Here is a 15,360-nt window from a genome sequence, read left to right as displayed (position 1 = left end):
CGTCGATCGAATCATTCGCGCCATCGAGCAACAACCACATCAACTGCGCCTCGCCCAGCCATTTTTCTTAAACGAATGGCCGACGGCGGTGGAGATGGTGGAGAAATACGTTTATTTGGCGCAACAGCCGGTGCAAAGCGCCGATATGGCAAAAGTGTTGCAGGAGACGGAAAGAGTGCTTGACGAGCTGACTTCAGCGGCTGAACGGCAGTTGCTTGAGGTGTTATCGAACGACATCTGGTCGCTGCAAACGGAAGCGAAATGGCTCGAGCGATCGCTCCGACAATCGGATGGGCTTCGTCTGCCGCTGTCAAAGAAAGGAGAATGACGATGGACGAACGGAATCACGGGATGGAACCGACGGATTGGCTGCAAGGGCTGGAACGGACAAGTTCCCTTGATGAGCTGCTTGCAAAGCCGTTTTCTTCGCCGGCCGAACCGCGGCTCAAGGAGGAAGAAAAGCCGGCGCGCGCGCTTGATGCGTTGAAGCCTGAGCATCGGGAAAAAGCGCTTGCGCTCGCCAAACAAATCGACCCGGCCAACCATCAGGCCGTCTTGCAATACGGTGTGGCGGCGCAAGCCGAGCTGTCGAAGTTTTCTCATGCGATTTTGCATCATGTGCAAACGAAAGACGCTGGGCCGGTCGGCGAAGTGATCAGCGAACTGATGGCCAAAATTAAGGAGGTCAACCCCGATGACCTAATGCCGGCGAAAAAAGGGTGGCTGTCCCGCTTGTTCGGCGCAGTGGCCAAGCCGCTGCAAGAGATGGTGGCGAAATACCAAAAAATCGGCGTTGAAATTGACAAAATCGCTGATCGGCTTGAGAAGCACCGGCATTTGTTGCTTCGCGACATCATGATGCTTGAGACGCTCTATGAAAAAAACAAAGACTATTTTGAAGCGCTCAATATTTATATTGCGGCAGCGGAATACAAACTCGAAGAGCTGCGGACGAAGACGATTCCAGAAAAGCAAGCGGAAGCGGAGCGCTCCGGCGACCAAATGGCATGGCAAGAGGTGCAAGATTTGCGGCAGTTTGCCGATCGGCTTGAGAAGCGGGTGCATGACCTAAAGCTCAGCCGGCAAGTGACGATTCAAACGGCACCGCAAATCCGCATGATTCAGCATATGAACGAAACGCTTGTCGAGCGGATTCAATCGTCGATTTTGCATGCCATCCCCCTTTGGAAAAATCAAGTCGTGATTGCCTTGACGCTGTTTCGGCAGCAAAGGGCGGCTGCGGCGCAAAAGCAGGTCGCCGAAACGACGAATGAGCTGTTATTGCGCAATTCGGAGATGTTAAAAACAAACAGCATCGAAATCGCCAAGGAAAACGAGCGTGGCTTGGTTGATATCGAAACGTTGAAGCGAACACAAGAAAATTTGATCGCTACGCTCGAAGAAACGTTGAAAATCCAAGCGGAAGGCCGCTTAAAACGGCAGCAGGCCGAACGCGAGCTGGCGGCGATGGAAGCGGAATTGAAACAGACGCTGCTTGCGCTGAAACGACCGGAGCAATAAGGGCGGATAGGAGATTGCCCTGTTTCGGCTTGCGGCCAAGCGGTCGATGGATCCGTCCATGGCTGTAGAAGAAAGCGCCAGAAAATCAAAGAGCCTCATGCGAAACGGGTGTCTAGCGAACGAGAAGACACCCGTTTTTTTCACTTGCCATCCGTTTGGTTTTGAACGGGAGGAGGACGGACTGTCAACTGAAGCGGCCGGCATCCCGGCTGTGCAGCCTCCATTTTCTTTATAGAATAGGGGGATGAGGAGGCTCTTGACCGTACCGATCATTTTCTTGTTCCGCTCGTTCACGATCTTTGTCATCCGGACGGGCGGCGCGGACGTCAAACTCTTCCGCCGCCTCCGTTTGCCATTGGCGGCCGATGAGCGGAGCGTCTTTTTCACCGTGCTCGACAGTGACAAATCGCAGCACATAGGCGTGAAACAGCAATTCCCCCATCGCCGCAAGCAGGGCGGAAAAAAACGCCGCGCTTAATATGGCGGCGCCGGCGATGTCATAAAACGCGCCGATGCCGATCCATACCGCTACAAACACAAGCCCAAAATCGGCGATCGTCGCTGAGACGTTGCCAAGGCGCCGCAGAACGTACAAGTCGCCGAGCGCATAGGCGACAAGCGTCAGCCAAAGGCTAAACCATAAAATCTCTGCCGATGAAATGCGCAAAAACAGCGGTAAAATGGCAAACATCACCGTGGTGGTCAGCAAATATTTCAGCACTAACGCAAGCAAATGTCTCATTGGGATTCGCCGCCTTTATTCTGCTGGATGGTTTGGTCCTTCCAATTTTTTATCGCCGTATCCCGGCTGTTTTTCCCTGTCTTTGTCCGGTTGTTGTTTTTTTTCTTGTTGTTCAGGGCTGTTGTTTTGCTTTGGCTGTCTCATTAGCCATCATCCTCTCTTTCCATTTGTTTATCGTTAGTTTGCCGCGTTTGTCTTGATGTATACATACATGATCCATAAACTTCCTCTTTTTATTTCCCCCCCTGTTCTACATTAATATAATGAACGGCATGAACAAGGAGGAATACAGATGGCGGAAAACAAACAATCGCTTGAGATGGCTTTACAGCAGTATGTCCCGTCGAATGATGAGGCAGCTTCGTTTCTTGGTTCAGCATTGGCTGAAACACATGAACAAGTGAGCGATATGTACGCGGAGGGAACCATCGAGGCCACGATCGAACACAAAAATGGCTCAGACATCCCCCTTTCTCCGCGGGAGTAAGAAACGTCAAGGAGCTGTTCCTTGGCGTTTTGGTTGATGTTTGTGAAACGGGAGGGGAAAAAGGAAAGAAAAACAGTTCGTACTTTCCCCCATCGTCGTCTATACTAGTAGTGCGCACGGCGATTCACCGATATAAGGGGGATGATCATCGTGAGATGGCAGCGGGCTTTATTGGCGTTGCTCAAAGAGCGGAAAGACCATTCCATCGCGTTGGCGATCGACACATCAAACCGTCCGGAGCGGCCAATGCTCATTCAAAACATTGTGAAGCTGTTTGAAAAGCTGCGCCCGGACACGCTGCTCGTCCAAGCGGATTTTAAAATTCGCGATGTATCTCCGGTTGGCGTGGCGACGATTCAATATTTCAAGCACGGGAAATCGTCGTACACCGAAGTGCTGGAATGGGCCGCTGCGCAAAAAATCGATACGTTGTTTTACATCACCGATGTAACCGGCTATTTTTATGAAGAACTCGAAGTCGACTATGAAGTGTTTTGGCTTGTGCCGGACGATTATATGCCGCGCGTGCCGTTTGGCAAGCCGATTCGCGTGGCGTAACACTGTGAGGAATGCCCTTCGTGATGAAGGGCATTCTCTTTTTGTCAGGAAATTTAACAAGTTTTTTGTGAATGAAACCGATTACAACCAAAAACAGACATTGCTTTTGGTGTATTTGTGTTATATATTATGACATATAAAAGGAATGATAAATAACAAAAAGGGGGATGCGTAAATGGATGAAAAAACGTTGACGCTTGGGCTGGATGCCCTCTGGGTCATGCTTTCGGCGGTGCTCGTCATCGGTATGCAGGCAGGGTTTGCTTTGCTTGAGGCTGGATCAACGCGCATGAAAAACTCCGGGCATGTGGCTGGCAAACAAATTTTAAGCTTTGCCATCGCCTCATTGGCGTTTTGGGCGTTCGGCTTTGCGATTACGTTTGGGGCTGGGAATAGCTTCATCGGGACGGAAGGATGGTTTTTAAAAGAAGGAAAAGGAACGTTTGACTCGTTGTCGTGGGCGAATGTGCCGCTCGAGCTCAAATTTTTATTCCAGCTCGGCTTTGCCGGCGTGTCGCTGGCCATCGCTTGGGGCGGCTTCGCTGAGCGGGCGAAACTGTCTGTTTATTTTCTTTTTGGCACGATTTTTACGATCGCCATTTACCCGGTGATCGGCCATTGGGTGTGGGGCGGCGGCTGGCTTGGAAAAATGGGAATGCAAGATTTCGCCGGTTCGACCGTTGTTCACTTGCAAGGAGCGATTGCGGCGCTCGTGGCTACAATTTTGCTTGGGCCGCGCATCGGCAAGTTCAATAAAGATAAGACTCCAAACGTCATTCCTGGGCATAACCAAGTATATACGGTCATTGGCGGATTGATTTTATGGATCGGCTGGTTCGGCTTTAACGCTGGCAGCACGATGGCGGTTGGCGACGGATTTTTCGGCTATGTCGCGCTGACGACGAATTTGGCCGCCGCGGCGGGAGCGATCGCCGCGATTGTGACGGCGAAAATTTTGGTCGGCAAAGCGGACATTCCAGCGATGGTCAACGGCGTGCTCGCGGCTTTGGTTGCCATTACCGCCGCGTGCGCGTTCGTCGAACCGTGGGCGGCGGTTGTGATCGGTGCAGTGGCAGGGTCGTTTACGTTCTGGACATCCATCTACTTTGAACGCAAAGGGATTGACGATCCGATTTATGCTTTTTCCGTCCATGGTGTCGCTGGCATTATTGGCACGATTTCAACCGGGTTTTTCGCCTCGCCGCGTTTAGTCGAGATCACGGGCATCGGGAAGGCTGGACTGTTTTACGGCGGCGGATTTGATCAGCTGATTGTGCAAACGGTCGGGGTGCTCGGCGCTGCGGTGTATGTCGCTGCTGTTTCGTTTGTCATCTTATATGCCCTGAAGAAAACGATCGGGCTGCGTGTCACGGCGGAACAAGAAATTTCAGGTCTTGATATTAGCGAGCACGGTTCTTATGGCTATCCGGAACAGCTCGATCCGGCGTATCAGCCCAAGACCCTCGCCCAGCAGTAGCCAGGAGGGGAAAGGTGATGGAATCGTTGGCGGCAAAGGTGGTCGAGCGGCTCAACCAAGCCGAGTCGGCCGCCGAACTTCGTTTTTGTCATGATGAACTGGCGCGCGAACTGCGGCGCTGTCTAGCATCTGAACAAATGAAGCAGCTTGCAGGCGACGTCGTTTGCGTGCATGAAGCCATCCTTCGCCGCGCGTTTTTCCTTGCGGAGCGGGAGACGATGAAACGGTCGGTCGGCATTCGTCCCCCGGCGTGGTGCTGGTATGTGATGGGAAGCATCGGCCGACGGGAGCCGACGATTTGGACGGACCAGGACCACGGCATTTTATTCGACTGTCCTGAGGAAGAGGAGGCGGCTTGTTATGAATTCATCCGCCATATGGCGGCGGTTGGGGTGGACATGTTGCATGAGGCTGGGTATCCCTACTGCTCCGGTTACGTGATGGCGACGAACAAGCGGTGGGCGCAGTCGGTCCGCGGTTGGGAGCAACAACTTTCTTCCTATTTAGACAGCGGGTGGCCGAACGACATTCGCTTTTTGTTGATCGCGATGGATATGCGTCCGCTTTATGGCGAGACGGAATTGGCTGAGGAGGGCAGGAGGATGCTGTTTTCGGCGGTGGCCAAACGGCCGCCGCTGTTGGCGCGCATGGGGGAGCACGTTCAATTTCCTCCGGTTCCGCTCGGTTGGCTGGGCAACGTGCAAACGGAGCGATGGGGGCCGCACAGCGGGGCCGTTCATATGAAACAAAGCGGCTACGTGCAGCTCACCAATGCCTTAAAATGGTTGGCCTGTTTTGCGCGCGTCCCGGCGGCGGACACGGCTGAGCGGCGACGGACGCTTGAGGCGGCTGGCGTATTGACGGCGCCGCTTTCCGCCGCCGTTTGCGAGGCGCTGTCTGTTTACTATTCGATTCGTCTTAAGTACAGCACCGAGGCGGGGGACGGGCGTGAATATGTGTTATGGCGGACGCTTGAGCGGACAGAGCAAAAGCAGCTGAAGCAAGCGATGCGCACCGCAAAACGGTTGCAGCGCTTTGTCGCCCGGCGGGTGGCTAACATTCATGCATGAGCGGCACCGTTTTTGGCAGCGGGCGCTCCGCTTGTTGTCGCTCGGCGTTCCGCGCGAGGCATCATCCGCCTTATTTGGGCATGACCATTCGCTGCAACAGGAAACATGGCTTCGCTCGCTGCAAAAGGAAAAACAGCACATCATCGATTGGCATGACCGTTTGACTGACATCCCGTTTGTCATCATCGATATGGAAACGACCGGCTTTTCCCCGGAGCAAGGCGATGAAATTTTGGCCATGGCGGCGGCGAAAACGGTTGGAGGAGTCGTGACCGATGCGTACATGACGCTCGTCAAGCCGGAAAAGCCGATTCCGGAACATATTTCCGCCTTGACCGGCATTGAGGCGAAGGATGTGGTGTTCGCTCCGCCGCTTGCCGAGGCGCTGCGCACGTTTGTGCCGTTTATTGCCGCCGGCGTCTTAATTGGCTATCATATCGGTCATGATTTGGCGTTTTTGCGCCATGCCCTTTGGCGTCATTATCGGCAAAAATGGAGCGGACGTTTTGTCGACTTGCAGCCGATGATGACGCTGATCGGCCATTCGTGCCCGACGTTTGACGATGCGTTAGCTTGTTATGGCATCCGTTGCCCGCGCCGCCATACGGCGGATGGCGACGTCGAAGCGATGGCGAAGCTATGGGCGATCTTGCTCGATGAATTCCGCCAGCGCGGCATCGACACGCTGCATGATCTGTACGCCGCGCTCAGCCGGTGTTGATGTGCCTGTGCGAAGCCTTTGTGAACTCTCCTTGAGAAGAGCGAAATCCAGTTTAAGCAGCCTGTTTCTGTTGATCGAAAAGCAGTGGGCGCTCGGCGGGGCAAAAAGGGGTTTGCAGGCAAAGGGGGCTGGTTGCAGTGAAAAAAGCGCCGGATTTGGCGCTTTTTTTCGTTCGTATTAGAGCGGCTTTGTCGGCGTCGGTTCGGCGTAGCCTTCTTTATATTTTTGATCGATCATATGCCGAATGTCTTTGATCGATTTCCCTTGATCGTAAGCGGCGATCGATTCGGCGGCGATCTCCAAGCAGACGCCGCATTTGGTCGCATGATCATCCCAGACGACCGAGCCGTCTTGTTTATTTTCATAGACGAAGCAGTCGTAATTGTTCTTATGGCCAGCTGATTGCCCGCAGCCGCAATAGCAAGGGATATTCTCAAGCAGCTCGCGGTGTTCAGCAGCCTGTTGGTACAAGACAGCCATCTCTTCTTCAAACGCGCTCAAAAAGCTTGGCAAATGCTCGATCGATTTTGTTGTTTCGCGAATATCGCCAGTAGCTGTTTTCGTTATATGCGAATGGCTTTGTTCTTGGCTGTTGCCATCTGCGCAGCCTGACAGAAGAACGCTAAACGACAACATACATGCCGCCATCCATACTGGACGTCTCAAATTTCTTCTTCCTTTCTTTTTGGTCGTTTCCTGGCTCGGTTATTGACAGTTTGAATGTATCATACTTTGTCTTGGGCGGCAACCATCTTGTAGCTAGGCGCGCTGCGCTCACCATTCCGGCATAAAAATGGCTGATCAAGGCAAGTGCGTTTTCAATAAGAAAAAAGAAGACGATGCAAAGGAAGAAGAGGCTTTGCATCGTCTTTCACTGCATTACTGGCCTTGCAGAAAATATTTTTCAATATCATCCAACATCAAATGAGCCGCGAGCACACCGCCAGCCGTGTTCCAAATCGTGTCGCTCACTTTGTACACCTTGCCTTGTTTCGCGACGTTTAAGTTTTGAAAGAGCGGGTCGTTGATCCATTCTTTTTCAAGTTCGCTCGCTTTGCCGTCCCCCGTCTCATATGTAAAGTAGAACAGGATGTCGCCATCCATTGCTGGAATGCGTTCTTTCGTCACGCCGGTTTCCGCAAAGTCGTTTACGTTTTGCGATTCCGGGCGGGCGAAGCCAAGTTGATCCAAAATGACGCCGGAGAACGAGTCTTTATGGTAAATGCGCACGTCGCCGGCCATAAAGCGGACGATCGATACTTTCATCTTCAGCTTGTCGCCAAGTTTTGCTTTTAAGTCTTCAATGCGTTTGTCATATTCAGCAATGATTTGTTTCCCTTTTTCCTCTTGGTTCACAGCTTTCGCATACAGCATAAAGTTGTCTTTCCAGTTGCCGCGCAGCGTTTCTGAGAACACGGTCGGGGCGATTTGGTTCAACTGTTCATAAATTTTTTCATGGCGCAGTTTGTTGCCGATAATCAAATCTGGTTTCAAGGCGGCGATCGCTTCCACGTTCGGCTCTGACTCCAAACCGAGCTCTTTGACGCCTTCCATTTTATCTTTAATATGGTCGTACCACGGATCGCCCGTCCACGATTTGACGGCGCCGACTGGTTTCACGCCTAGCGCGAGCAGCGCTTCCGTTCCTTCGTTCGTTAAAATGACGACTCGTTTTGGCGTTCCTTTGATTTCGGCCGTGCCCATGGCGTGTTCGACCGTGTAGCTCACTTCCGCTTTCGCCCCATTGTTTTCCGCTGGTTTGGCTGTTTTTTCTTCCTGCTTTCCGCCGCAGCCGGCAAGAAGCAGGAGGGAAAGGATGAAGGCGGAAAGAAGGGTGAGATGCCTTGATTTCATTAGCTAATCCCCCTTTGAATTTGATAATGAATTTCATTTACGTTGATATAATAAATAAAATTGAGAATCATTGTCAACTATAAATGAAAAAATGATAAAAAAATCATAAGAAAATGCGAAAAAACATTGACGATGAGAGTCATTATCAAATAGACTTGACGATAGAGATATAGAGAATGAAGCAAGGGAGATCTCAGAGATGCTGTCGACAAACCGTCAAAAAATGGTTGGCCTCATCGGTTTGCTGATTGTGCTGCTTGCCGCCATGTGGATGAGCATCGTTTGTGGATATACCGACACGAGTTGGCGGCAGGCGATGGCGGCTCTTATCGACAATAACGGATCGAACGCCCATTTAGTCGTGGCGACGGTTCGGCTGCCGCGAGCGTTGATTGCGGCAGTCGTTGGCGCAAGCCTAGCGATGGCTGGGGCGCTCATGCAAGCGCTGACGCGAAACCCGCTCGCTTCGCCAGGCATTTTCGGCATTAACGCCGGGGCCGGTTTTTTCATTGTTGTGATGGTCACCTTTTTTTCCATTTCTTCATTGCAAATGTTGTCATGGATCGCGTTTATTGGGGCGGCGGCCGCGGCGGCGATCGTGTTTGTGATCAGCGCCGCAGGGAAAGACGGGCTGACACCGCTGAAGATGACGCTTGCCGGCACGGCGGTCGCGGCTTTATTTGCCTCGCTGACGCAAGGAATGCTGGCGATGAATGAAAAAGCGCTTGAAGAAGTGCTCTTTTGGCTGGCCGGGTCGGTCGCTGGCCGGAAGCTCGAGTTGTTGACGGCCGTTTTTCCGTATTTGGCGGCCGCCTGGGCTGGGGCCATGCTGCTGGCGCGCCATGTCAACATCTTAATGATGGGAGACGATGTAGCGAAAGGACTCGGACAGCGAACGAATTTGATCAAGGCTGCCGCCGTTCTGTTAGTCGTGCTGCTGGCTGGCGGATCGGTCGCCGTCGCCGGTCCGATCGGCTTTATCGGTATCATGGTGCCGCATATGGCGCGGGCGTTGGCCGGCGTCGACCACCGCTGGCTGCTCCCGTATTGCGCCTTGCTCGGCGGGATTTTGCTTCTTATGGCCGATATTGGGGCGCGCTACGTTCTGATGCCGCGCGAAGTGCCGGTCGGCATCGTCACCGCCTTGCTCGGCGTTCCATTTTTCATCTACATTGCCCGCAGGGGGATCGCCGCAAAATGAAAAAATACATCACGGTCCGAATGGGAAAACACATCTCGTTTTTCTATGACAAAAAAGCTGTTGCGGTGCTCGCCGCGCTCATAGCAGCGGCCGTCTTCCTTTTCGTTATCAGCATTGGCAGCGGCGAAATGCGCATGTCCCCGCTTGAGGCCGCTGCCGCGCTGTTCGGATACGGAGAGGAAATTCATCAGACGGTGATTGTGACGTTCCGCCTGCCGCGCGTATTGGTTGCCTGGATGGCGGGGATGGCGCTGGCTGTCGCCGGCGCGGTTTTGCAAGGAATGGTGCGCAATCCGCTCGCTTCACCGGATGTGCTCGGCATCACCGGCGGAGCGGTGGCCGCGGTTGTTGGCTTTTTGGCGCTGTTTAGCGATGAAAACAACTCTCTCACCGTCAGCATCCACTGGCTGCCGCTTGCCGCCTTTCTCGGCGCTACGGCCGCTGCTTGGCTCGTATATATGCTGGCGTGGAAAAACGGCCTCGCCCCGCTTCGGCTCGTGCTTGTCGGCATCGGCGTTTCTGCGCTCATGCAGGCGTTGACGACACTGTTGATGATCACAGGACCCATCTATCGGGCGAGCCAGGCAAACGTGTGGATTACGGGCAGTGTGTATGGTGCTTCTTGGCAACACGTTTCGCTCATGGCGCCATGGGTCATCGGACTGCTCCTTGTGGCGATGTTGGCCGCGCGGCATGTCAATGTGCAGGAGCTGGGCGATGAGCTGGCGATTGGGCTTGGCGGGGCGGTCGAACGGCAACGGCTAGGACTTGTTTTGCTTAGCACCGCGCTCACCGGCGGCGCGGTCGCTTTCGCCGGCGGCATCGGCTTTGTCGGGCTGATGGCGCCGCATATGGCGCGCCGCCTTGTCGGTTCGGCGTTTGGCGCGCTTCTTCCGACCGCTGCGCTGTTAGGCGGTGTGTTCGTCATGGGGGCGGATTTGGCTGGGCGGCTGCTTTTGGCGCCGACGGAAATTCCGGCCGGAGTGTTTACCGCGGCGATTGGAGCACCGTATTTCATTTATTTATTGTACCGAAGTCGGAAATTATAAGGAGGGATGCGCATGCATGGGTTGCAGGCGAAAGAGTTGACGCTATCCTATGGCGAGGCGATCGTGATTGACCGTTTAGACTTGACGATTCCGAAAGGAAAAATCACGGTGTTCATCGGCGCGAACGGCTGCGGCAAGTCGACGTTGCTGCGCGCCTTGGCCCGGCTGCTAAAACCAACAAGCGGCGCTGTGCTGCTGGATGGAAAAGAAATCGCCAAACAGCCGACAAAAGAAATCGCCCGCCGGCTCGCCATTTTGCCGCAGTCGCCTACGGCTCCGGAAGGACTGACCGTTTTGCAACTTGTGAAGCAAGGGCGCTACCCGTATCAAACGTGGTTCAAGCAATGGAGTGACGAAGATGAGCGCGCCGTTGCGCGCGCCTTGGCGGCCACAGGGCTGAAAGAGCTTGCCGAGCGGCCGGTTGATTCGCTGTCCGGTGGCCAGCGCCAACGCGCATGGATTGCCATGACGCTGGCGCAAGAAACAGACATCATCTTGCTTGACGAGCCGACGACGTATTTGGATCTCGCGCATCAAATTGACATTTTAGATTTATTGTTTGAGCTGAATGAAAAAGAACGGCGGACGATCGTCATGGTGCTTCACGATTTAAATTTGGCGTGCCGCTATGCGCATCATCTCGTCGCCATTCGCAACAAAACGGTGTACGCCGAAGGGAAGCCGGAGGATGTCATTTCCCGCCAGCTCGTGAAAGATGTGTTCCAAATGGATTGCCAAATCACGTATGATCCGCTCTTTGGCACTCCGCTTTGCATTCCGTACGGCAAAGGGCGGCGCATCCTACAGAAAGAAGGCGTATCGTGATGAGGTTAAGTGAAGAAGAAGTGAAAGCGTTGGAAACGTACCGTTTTTCGAGCGAAGCTGCTGATGTCTCGTCATCGATGTTGTTGGCCTGGCTGCTGAATGATGACGGGCAGCTCGCGAAGTATGTGGCGCACGTCCACGCCGAGATGGGGGCGGCAAACGACGCGGTTGCCGCTTCGATGCTCGTCAAGCGCCTAAGCTTTTTGGCGCCGATGGCCTTATACGCCATGTCGGTGTGGAACAAGCGGCTTGTGCTCGATCCTGAGCGAATTTGGCTTGATACGGACGGCGAAGGGGAAATGTGGATGCCGCGCTTTCGCCTTGCGTCGCCGGAAGCGGAGATGTGCGGCATTGAGCGCAGCCGCTGGCGCGAGCAAGCCGTTCGCGACGTGTTCGCCGGCTTGTTCGCTCCGCTCATCGCTCGGTTGCGGCGTCTGACGCGCGTATCGCCGCTCGTCTTATGGGAAAATGTCGCGATTTACGTGTATTGGGTATATGAACGTTGGCTTGAGGATGAGTCGCTTGCCCCGGTCGCCGACCGGCTGCGCGATGATTTTTATTTCCTTGTTTATGACGCAGACGGCCGCCTGTTTGGCCAAAAAGACAATCCGCTCCGTCGCTTTTGGAAAGGCGCGAGCGGCATGCAGCGGACGACGTGCTGCCTGTACGTGAAAACAAATGGGGGAACGTGCTGTCAAACGTGTCCCATTCGCGCCCGCCAACGGCAAACCGGGTGACCGGAAGGCCGCCGGCGGGCAGTTCCATATTTTTGACAAAATGTTTGCGAAATTTGTTGATTTTTGCCGTGATTTTCGTGAAAATGGAAGTGTGGACATCGCTTATTTTGGTGAAACGGCGAGGTAGCAATTGCATGGACAAATATACGGCCTTTTTCCATCACTCCACAGAAGCAGTGGTCATCTTGAATTTGCAAGGCGTGATCATTTACAACAATCCGGCTTTTGCCGGCTTGGCGCTGAGTGAAGAAGAACAGAGGACGCTGTCCGTCGAAGGACGGGCGTTGGTTGAACGGGTGAAACAGCGCCCGGCTGCCTTTCGCTGGGAGTTGCTTGACGGCTTATTGGTTGCGGGCGTGTCGCCGATCATCGGTGAAAACGGACAGACGGCCGCTGTCCTATGCGTTCTTCGCCGCCAAGCGGAGGAGCGCGGCCTGCAAGCGCGGCTTGCCGAAGCGGAACGGCGTCTGCAGCTGATTGTTGAGCATTCGAACGATTACGTGTTGATTTTTTCTCCTAATCGTGAATTGTCATACATTCCGCCGTCATGGAAGCGAAAAACAAACAAGCGTCTTCCAGTGTCATACGAAGAGGTGCTGACGTTTGTCCACCCTGATGACGCCCCGGTCGTGGCACAAAAATTGGCTGAGCTGTACGATACATACGAGACGCAATCCGCCGAATTTCGCAAGCAAGGCGAGAAAGGCGAATGGGTTTGGATGGAGGCGCAAGGGAAGGCGATCATCGATGAAGCGGGGACGCTCGATTGCGTCATTGTGACCGTGAAAAACATCAGCGAGCGGAAGCGGTACGAAGAAAAGCTCCGTCAGCTTGCTTACTTCGATTCGCTCACGGGCATCGCCAACCGCAGCTATTTCGAGCGGCATATTCATAAGCTGATCGCGAGTCAGACGCCGTTTGCTCTTTGTTATTTGGATTTTGACAAATTCAAATGGATCAACGATCATTTTTCCCATCAAGCCGGCGATTACTTTTTGCGCGAGGCGGTCAAGCGCGTCGAGCGGGCGTTGCGTCCCGGCGACTTTTTTGCCCGCATCGGCGGTGATGAGTTTGTTCTCTTGTTGCCGAACATCACGAAAACGGAGATGACCGCCTTGGCGGAGCGGCTTGTCAGTTCGTTTCACGAGCCGTTTTATTACGAAAAACAGCTCATCCAATCGACCTTATCGATCGGCATCGCTTTTTTCCCGAAAGACAGCGATCGGATCGAGCAAGTGATGAAATACGCTGATCAAGCGCTGTACGAAGTGAAAGAGCGGGGGCGGAACGGCTATGCCTTTTACCGCCCGACCGAGCATCGGCAGGCGGTGATTGAGCAAGATTTGCCGTTTGCTATTATGCGCGGGCAGTTGTATTTATGCTATCAGCCGAAAGTGCAGCTCGCGAAAGGAAAGGCGATGGGGGTTGAGGCGCTGTTGCGCTGGCGCCACCCGGCGCTTGGCGACATTCCGCCGCTCGATTTCATTCCGTTGGCGGAGGAAAGCGGGTTTATTTTTGAAATTACATTATGGGTGTTGGAACTGGCGTGCCGCCAAGTGAAAGAATGGGAAAGAAAATTTCCCGGACTGAAGTTAGCGGTTAATTTATCGCCGTTTTTGCTCAACCGCCCCGAACTTGTCGAGCATGTGAAGCGCATTTTGCGCGAGACGGGGCTTGCGCCTAACCGGCTCATTTTGGAAGTGACGGAGAGTGGATTGATGGAAAACATTGAGACCGGCAGGCACATTTTAACCGAACTGCAGCGACTTGGCGTACAGGCGGCGATCGATGACTTTGGAACCGGTTTTTCATCATTGGCTTACATCCGCAATTTGCCGGTGTCGCTGTTGAAAATCGACCGCAGTTTTATTCAAGGCATTGCGGAAAACTCGAAAGATGCCACGATTGTCGATACGATCATTCATTTAGCCAAAAGTTTGGATATTGAAGTGTTGGCGGAGGGAGTCGAGACGGAGTCACAAGTGGCGCTTCTTTCGCAAATGCATTGCGACTATGCGCAAGGATTTTATTTCAGCCGTTCGCTTGAAGCGGAAAAGCTGCAACAATGGCTGGAAGAACACAACCGCAACGCTTGCGGCGAACCGCCGGCGTAGCCGATCTTTTCCGTTCATTCTTTTCCTCGTTTTGCCGCACACTAACATTGAGCATGGGCAAAGAGGAGGAAACGAAGATGGAATTTGCGCCAAGAAGCGTTGTGATCGAGGAGTTCATCGACACGCTCGAGCCGATGATGGAAGCCTATGGACTCGACCAAGTCGGCATTTTTGAAGAGCATGGTGAAGGCAATCGCTATTATGTCGGCTATACGATCAACAAAGACGATGAGATGATCACCATTCACATGCCGTTTGTAAAAAACGAACGCGGTGAACTGGCGCTTGAGAAGCAGGAATGGACCGTTCGAAAAGACGGTCGGGAGAAAAAAGGCTTTCATTCGCTGCAAGAGGCGATAGAAGAAGTGATTCATTCATGACAAGCGGCCGGGCTCGGCCGCTTTTTCGCCATCGAAAGGGAGAGGAGCATGATTGCGGAACTTCACATAACAGACGACGAAACGGCTGCTGCGGTGCTGCACCTACAACGGCGCGCGTATACGATCGAGGCGCAGCTCATCGGCAGCAAGGCGCTCCCGCCGCTTCGCGATACGATCGCTTCTCTGCAACGATGCGGCGAGCGCTTTTTCGGCTATTGTCAAGGCGGGCGGCTCGTTGGGGCGATCGCCTATGAGCGAAGCGGCCCGACGCTTCACCTTTGCCGGCTGATGGTCGATCCAGATTGTTTCCGCCAAGGGATCGCCAGTGCGTTGCTTGCCTTTGTCATCAAGCAAGAGCCATCGGCATGCGAAATGGTTGTAACGACCGGCAGCGGCAACACGCCGGCCATTCGTTTTTACAAACGTCATGGGTTTCAAGTGATTGAGGAGAGGGAGACGCCGGAAGGAATCAGACTGACAAAGCTTGTGAAAAGGAATATCAAAAGCTGAACATTACTTGTGTCGAGGCGCTAGGTCCGGCGGCCGCGTTGCCAACGGCATTCAAGCGGCAGTGGAAACGGACAATAGCGAATCGGCTGCACTTCGTCTGTAGTAGATTGATAG

The 15,360-nt window shown here is 53.6% G+C and carries 18 protein-coding genes; 14 read left to right on the top strand and 4 right to left on the bottom strand.

The annotated features are described in order from the left end of the window. Positions 1-328 (top strand): 5-bromo-4-chloroindolyl phosphate hydrolysis family protein (locus GZ1_RS08295; protein WP_174520679.1); only part of this gene is annotated, 328 nt, incomplete at its 5' end. A 2-nt stretch (positions 329-330) separates the two neighbouring features. Then, on the top strand, positions 331-1,521 hold the full coding sequence (locus tag GZ1_RS08290) for a toxic anion resistance protein (RefSeq protein WP_174520678.1): 1,191 nt from the start codon (positions 331-333) through the stop codon (positions 1,519-1,521). Positions 1,522-1,750: 229 nt separating this feature from the next. On the opposite strand, the gene GZ1_RS08285 is transcribed toward GZ1_RS08290, so the two are convergent. Both GZ1_RS08285 and GZ1_RS19585 read right to left on the bottom strand, forming a co-directional pair. Further along, positions 1,751-2,263 carry a YndM family protein gene (locus GZ1_RS08285; protein ID WP_060788300.1) on the bottom strand — a complete coding sequence of 171 codons (513 nt, stop codon included), beginning with the start codon at positions 2,261-2,263 and terminating at the stop codon, positions 1,751-1,753. Positions 2,264-2,278: 15 nt separating this feature from the next. Beyond that, complete coding sequence (locus tag GZ1_RS19585; RefSeq protein WP_013145583.1) at positions 2,279-2,407, bottom strand: hypothetical protein; 129 nt, start codon at positions 2,405-2,407, stop codon at positions 2,279-2,281. Between the two features lie 148 nt (positions 2,408-2,555). Between GZ1_RS19585 and GZ1_RS08280 the strand changes: the two genes are divergently transcribed. From GZ1_RS08280 to GZ1_RS08260, 5 genes are all read left to right on the top strand, one after another. Continuing rightward, positions 2,556-2,750 (top strand): YozQ family protein, encoded by a 195-nt coding sequence (locus GZ1_RS08280; protein WP_020755559.1) that lies wholly within the window; start codon positions 2,556-2,558, stop codon positions 2,748-2,750. A gap of 150 nt (positions 2,751-2,900) precedes the next feature. Beyond that, positions 2,901-3,308 carry a VWA-like domain-containing protein gene (locus GZ1_RS08275; protein WP_015374636.1) on the top strand — a complete coding sequence of 136 codons (408 nt, stop codon included), beginning with the start codon at positions 2,901-2,903 and terminating at the stop codon, positions 3,306-3,308. A 175-nt stretch (positions 3,309-3,483) separates the two neighbouring features. After that, positions 3,484-4,785: an ammonium transporter gene (locus tag GZ1_RS08270; RefSeq protein WP_020756901.1), complete on the top strand. Its 1,302-nt coding sequence runs from the start codon at positions 3,484-3,486 to the stop codon at positions 4,783-4,785. A gap of 17 nt (positions 4,786-4,802) precedes the next feature. Continuing rightward, positions 4,803-5,855 (top strand): DUF294 nucleotidyltransferase-like domain-containing protein, encoded by a 1,053-nt coding sequence (locus GZ1_RS08265; RefSeq protein WP_015374638.1) that lies wholly within the window; start codon positions 4,803-4,805, stop codon positions 5,853-5,855. Then, a complete protein-coding gene (locus tag GZ1_RS08260) occupies positions 5,848-6,576 on the top strand; it encodes a 3'-5' exonuclease (RefSeq protein WP_013523550.1) in 729 nt (242 codons plus the stop codon). Before GZ1_RS08265 ends, GZ1_RS08260 begins: the two co-directional genes overlap by 8 nt. Before the next feature lie 177 nt (positions 6,577-6,753). Here GZ1_RS08260 and GZ1_RS08255 read toward each other — a convergent pair whose 3' ends face one another. Beyond that, the gene (locus GZ1_RS08255) at positions 6,754-7,224 is read right to left on the bottom strand and encodes a PCYCGC motif-containing (lipo)protein (protein ID WP_369806429.1); all 471 of its coding nucleotides are present in this window, start codon (positions 7,222-7,224) and stop codon (positions 6,754-6,756) included. A gap of 231 nt (positions 7,225-7,455) precedes the next feature. Next, a complete protein-coding gene (locus GZ1_RS08250) occupies positions 7,456-8,430 on the bottom strand; it encodes an ABC transporter substrate-binding protein (protein ID WP_013145575.1) in 975 nt (324 codons plus the stop codon). A 199-nt stretch (positions 8,431-8,629) separates the two neighbouring features. On the opposite strand from GZ1_RS08250, the gene GZ1_RS08245 reads away from it, so the two are divergent. From GZ1_RS08245 to GZ1_RS08215, 7 genes are all read left to right on the top strand, one after another. Further along, on the top strand, positions 8,630-9,631 hold the full coding sequence (locus tag GZ1_RS08245) for a FecCD family ABC transporter permease (protein ID WP_060788299.1): 1,002 nt from the start codon (positions 8,630-8,632) through the stop codon (positions 9,629-9,631). Then, positions 9,628-10,680, top strand: coding sequence for a FecCD family ABC transporter permease (locus GZ1_RS08240; protein WP_020756817.1), 1,053 nt, complete (start codon positions 9,628-9,630; stop codon positions 10,678-10,680). The genes GZ1_RS08245 and GZ1_RS08240 overlap by 4 nt, the downstream gene beginning before the upstream one ends. A gap of 12 nt (positions 10,681-10,692) precedes the next feature. Next, entirely contained in the window at positions 10,693-11,505 is an 813-nt protein-coding gene (locus tag GZ1_RS08235; RefSeq protein WP_060788298.1) for an ABC transporter ATP-binding protein, read from the top strand. After that, complete coding sequence (locus tag GZ1_RS08230) at positions 11,505-12,242, top strand: IucA/IucC family C-terminal-domain containing protein (protein ID WP_060788297.1); 738 nt, start codon at positions 11,505-11,507, stop codon at positions 12,240-12,242. Before GZ1_RS08235 ends, GZ1_RS08230 begins: the two co-directional genes overlap by 1 nt. A 134-nt stretch (positions 12,243-12,376) precedes the next feature. Next, complete coding sequence (locus GZ1_RS08225) at positions 12,377-14,356, top strand: putative bifunctional diguanylate cyclase/phosphodiesterase (protein ID WP_060788303.1); 1,980 nt, start codon at positions 12,377-12,379, stop codon at positions 14,354-14,356. Between the two features lie 77 nt (positions 14,357-14,433). Beyond that, positions 14,434-14,736: a DUF5634 family protein gene (locus GZ1_RS08220; protein WP_033005359.1), complete on the top strand. Its 303-nt coding sequence runs from the start codon at positions 14,434-14,436 to the stop codon at positions 14,734-14,736. 48 nt (positions 14,737-14,784) lie between these two features. Beyond that, positions 14,785-15,246 (top strand): GNAT family N-acetyltransferase, encoded by a 462-nt coding sequence (locus GZ1_RS08215; protein WP_020754740.1) that lies wholly within the window; start codon positions 14,785-14,787, stop codon positions 15,244-15,246. Positions 15,247-15,360 lie beyond the last annotated feature (114 nt).

This window comes from Geobacillus zalihae NBRC 101842, from assembly GCF_001544135.1.
Lineage (GTDB): Bacteria > Bacillota > Bacilli > Bacillales > Anoxybacillaceae > Geobacillus > Geobacillus zalihae.
The sequence above is the reverse complement of the archived record's forward strand: the minus strand, read 5'-3'. Positions and strand labels throughout refer to the sequence as shown.

What these genes read in the sequence shown, in the direction of transcription:
- GZ1_RS08260 (WP_013523550.1), top strand. Translation starts at nt 5,848, where the DNA reads ATGCATGAGCGGCACCGTTTTTGGCAGCGGGCGCTCCGCTTGTTGTCG.
- GZ1_RS08270 (WP_020756901.1), top strand. Translation starts at nt 3,484, where the DNA reads ATGGATGAAAAAACGTTGACGCTTGGGCTGGATGCCCTCTGGGTCATG.
- GZ1_RS08285 (WP_060788300.1), bottom strand. Translation starts at nt 2,263, where the DNA reads ATGAGACATTTGCTTGCGTTAGTGCTGAAATATTTGCTGACCACCACG.
- GZ1_RS08225 (WP_060788303.1), top strand. Translation starts at nt 12,377, where the DNA reads ATGGACAAATATACGGCCTTTTTCCATCACTCCACAGAAGCAGTGGTC.
- GZ1_RS08280 (WP_020755559.1), top strand. Translation starts at nt 2,556, where the DNA reads ATGGCGGAAAACAAACAATCGCTTGAGATGGCTTTACAGCAGTATGTC.
- GZ1_RS08235 (WP_060788298.1), top strand. Translation starts at nt 10,693, where the DNA reads ATGCATGGGTTGCAGGCGAAAGAGTTGACGCTATCCTATGGCGAGGCG.
- GZ1_RS08240 (WP_020756817.1), top strand. Translation starts at nt 9,628, where the DNA reads ATGAAAAAATACATCACGGTCCGAATGGGAAAACACATCTCGTTTTTC.
- GZ1_RS08220 (WP_033005359.1), top strand. Translation starts at nt 14,434, where the DNA reads ATGGAATTTGCGCCAAGAAGCGTTGTGATCGAGGAGTTCATCGACACG.
- GZ1_RS08265 (WP_015374638.1), top strand. Translation starts at nt 4,803, where the DNA reads ATGGAATCGTTGGCGGCAAAGGTGGTCGAGCGGCTCAACCAAGCCGAG.
- GZ1_RS08245 (WP_060788299.1), top strand. Translation starts at nt 8,630, where the DNA reads ATGCTGTCGACAAACCGTCAAAAAATGGTTGGCCTCATCGGTTTGCTG.
- GZ1_RS08215 (WP_020754740.1), top strand. Translation starts at nt 14,785, where the DNA reads ATGATTGCGGAACTTCACATAACAGACGACGAAACGGCTGCTGCGGTG.
- GZ1_RS08290 (WP_174520678.1), top strand. Translation starts at nt 331, where the DNA reads ATGGACGAACGGAATCACGGGATGGAACCGACGGATTGGCTGCAAGGG.
- GZ1_RS08250 (WP_013145575.1), bottom strand. Translation starts at nt 8,430, where the DNA reads ATGAAATCAAGGCATCTCACCCTTCTTTCCGCCTTCATCCTTTCCCTC.
- GZ1_RS08255 (WP_369806429.1), bottom strand. Translation starts at nt 7,224, where the DNA reads ATGGCGGCATGTATGTTGTCGTTTAGCGTTCTTCTGTCAGGCTGCGCA.
- GZ1_RS19585 (WP_013145583.1), bottom strand. Translation starts at nt 2,407, where the DNA reads ATGAGACAGCCAAAGCAAAACAACAGCCCTGAACAACAAGAAAAAAAA.
- GZ1_RS08230 (WP_060788297.1), top strand. Translation starts at nt 11,505, where the DNA reads ATGAGGTTAAGTGAAGAAGAAGTGAAAGCGTTGGAAACGTACCGTTTT.